Consider the following 431-nt stretch of genomic DNA (forward strand, 5'->3'; position numbering starts at 1 on the left):
GAACGGTCGCGGCGGAACTGGTCGCGGCGGTGCTCGAGATCGACGCTGTCGCCGCCGAGCCCGCGCTCGGTGATGATCGCGGCAATCTCCGCGGCTGCTTCGCCCTCGCCGGCACGATGCGAATCCACGATCATGCGCGCCAGCCGCGGCGGCAGCGCCAGTGCACGCAGGCTTTTTCCTTCCGCGGTGATGCGGCCATCGGCATCGAGCGCGTTGAGCTCGGAGAGAAGGCTCTTGGCCTCCTTCCAGGCCGGCACGGGCGGCGGGTCGAGGAACGACAGCGCTGTGGGGTCAGCGACGCCCCATTGCGCGAGATCGAGCACCAGCGAGGACAGATCGGCGCTGAGGATTTCCGGTTGGGTGTAAGGCGCGAGCGAGGCCGTCTGCGGCTCGTCCCACAGCCGGTAGCAGACACCGGGCTCGGTGCGGCC

General features: G+C 69.8%; 1 pseudogene. It reads right to left on the reverse strand.

The annotated features are described in order from the left end of the window. Nucleotides 1–431: pseudogene (locus tag MOV74_RS40365) on the reverse strand (ATP-dependent helicase HrpB); the annotation flags it as partial.

Origin of the sequence: Bradyrhizobium sp. SHOUNA76 (assembly GCF_023006445.1) — a bacterium.
In the GTDB taxonomy this organism is placed as follows: Bacteria; Pseudomonadota; Alphaproteobacteria; order Rhizobiales; family Xanthobacteraceae; genus Bradyrhizobium.